Consider the following 1,902-nt stretch of genomic DNA (forward strand, 5'->3'; position numbering starts at 1 on the left):
CGGGTGGACGACCGGCCGGACGCAAGGCCGAAGACGGTCCCGAGGTGGTACTCGGTCGCAACCCGGTGGTCGAGTGCCTGCGTGCAGGAGTGCCCGCCACCGCACTGTGGGTTGCCGTCGGTACCGACAGCGACGATCGACTCAAGGAAGCCGTGCAGCGGGCGGGCGATGCGCGGATCTCCATCCTCGAAGTTCCCCGCTCGGATCTGGACAAGCTCAGCGCCAACGGACTGCACCAGGGCCTGGCCCTGCAGGTGCCGCCGTATCGCTACGCGCACCCCGACGATCTGATCTCGAACGCGCGCACGCACCAGGAGCCGGCTCTGCTCGTCGCGCTCGACAACATCACCGACCCGCGCAACCTCGGTGCCGTCGTGCGATCGGTGGCTGCCTTCGGCGGCCATGGCGTCGTGATCCCGCAGCGTCGCAGTGCCAGCGTGTCCGCAGTGGCATGGCGAACCAGTGCCGGTGCCGCAGCTCGCCTGCCCATCGCGCGAGCAGTGAATCTGACTCGTACACTCAAGGATTGGCAGTCCAAGGGCGTCACCGTCGTCGGCCTCGATGCCGGCGGCGACACCGAACTCGATACGTTCGACGGTAAGGGTCCGGTCGTCATAGTCGTCGGGTCCGAGGGCAAGGGCCTGTCGCGTCTGGTCAGCGAGACCTGCGATCACATCCTGTCGATCCCGATGGCGGGGCCGGTGGAATCACTCAACGCATCCGTCGCCGCGGGCGTCGTACTGGCCGACATCGCTCGTCAGCGTCGCGGATAGGCACTAACCTCACACCCTTTCTGCGAACCTCACACCCTCGCTCATGCGATAGCCGGTGTGGGAGGTCGACAAAAGGGGTGTGAGGTTGTCTGGAGCCGGAATCAACCGACAGCGCGGAAGCGTATCCGGCTGCCGGGCGTCAGCTGCGCGGCAGCGGACACGTCCGCCGCGGTGACGACGGCGATCACCGGATAACCGCCCGTGACGGGATGGTCGGCGAGAAACAGCACCGGCTGCCCGGACGGCGGAACCTGTAGCGATCCGAGAACCATTCCCTCACTGGCCAATTCGCTGTCGATTGCGCGGGCCAGCGGCTCGGAGCCGTCGAGCCTGATCCCGACGCGATCGGTGTCCGGCGTGACCGTCCACGGCTGCTCCAGCAGCAGCGATCGGGCGTGCTCGGTGAACCAGTTCTCGCGCGGCCCGAACGTGACGTGCAATGTGGCTCGGCTCGATGGCGGCGGTACGAAATCCGCGGCGGGCCATTCCCCGCTGCCGTTGCCGACGGCGACCACATCGCCGGCGGAGAGAGCTGCCGGTCCGAGACCGGACATCGTGTCCGTCGCACGGCTGCCGAGGACGGCGGGGACGTCGATCCCACCCCGCACGGCCAGGTAGCTACGCAGACCCCATGTGGGCGTGGTCAATTCCAGTACGTGTCCGGCTCGGACCACGAGCGTCGAATTCAATCCATGCACGGTGCCGTCCACGCGGCAGATCACGTGTGCCCCGGTGACGGCCACGACGGCGTCGAACTCGGCGCGTAGCTTCAGGCCACCGAAGGTCACTTCCAGCGTGGCGGCGTCGGAGTTGTTGCCCACCAATCGGTTCGCGGCATCGTGCGAGAGCCGATCTGCGGCCCCCGAGCGCCCCACACCGATCGACGCATACCCTGGGCGACCGCGATCCTGAACGGTGCACAGTGGTCCCGTCTGCAGAACCGTCAGGGCTCTCATGCCTGCTCGAATCGGACGGTGGTGCCGGGCCGCAGCAGCGCGGGTGGGTCGCGGTCCAGGTTCCACAGTTGCGCGTCGGTGCGCCCGATCAGTTGCCAGCCGCCGGGGGAGGATCGCGGATAGATGCCCGAGAACTCACCCGCCAGCCCCACCGAGCCGGCCGGAACGCTGGA

Annotated in this window: 3 protein-coding genes; 1 reads left to right on the top strand and 2 read right to left on the bottom strand. The window is 67.9% G+C overall.

Going from position 1 to position 1,902, the window contains the following annotated elements; all coding sequences use genetic code 11:
* Window positions 1-773 (top strand): 23S rRNA (guanosine(2251)-2'-O)-methyltransferase RlmB (gene rlmB, locus RHBS_RS27350; protein ID WP_187298668.1); only part of this gene is annotated, 773 nt, incomplete at its 5' end.
* Window positions 774-874: 101 nt separating this feature from the next.
* Here rlmB and RHBS_RS27355 read toward each other — a convergent pair.
* Complete coding sequence (locus RHBS_RS27355) at window positions 875-1,729, bottom strand: biotin-dependent carboxyltransferase family protein (RefSeq protein WP_128646904.1); 855 nt, start codon at window positions 1,727-1,729, stop codon at window positions 875-877.
* The coding region (locus RHBS_RS27360) for a carboxyltransferase domain-containing protein (RefSeq protein WP_128646905.1) at window positions 1,726-1,902 on the bottom strand (177 nt) is incomplete at its 5' end. The genes RHBS_RS27355 and RHBS_RS27360, both read right to left, overlap by 4 nt.

Origin of the sequence: Rhodococcus sp. BS-15 (assembly GCF_000813105.1) — a bacterium.
Lineage (GTDB): Bacteria > Actinomycetota > Actinomycetes > Mycobacteriales > Mycobacteriaceae > Rhodococcoides.

Bases quoted from the DNA above. Each gene is read 5' to 3' on its own strand.
- RHBS_RS27355 (WP_128646904.1), bottom strand. From the start codon at position 1,729: ATGAGAGCCCTGACGGTTCTGCAGACGGGACCACTGTGCACCGTTCAG.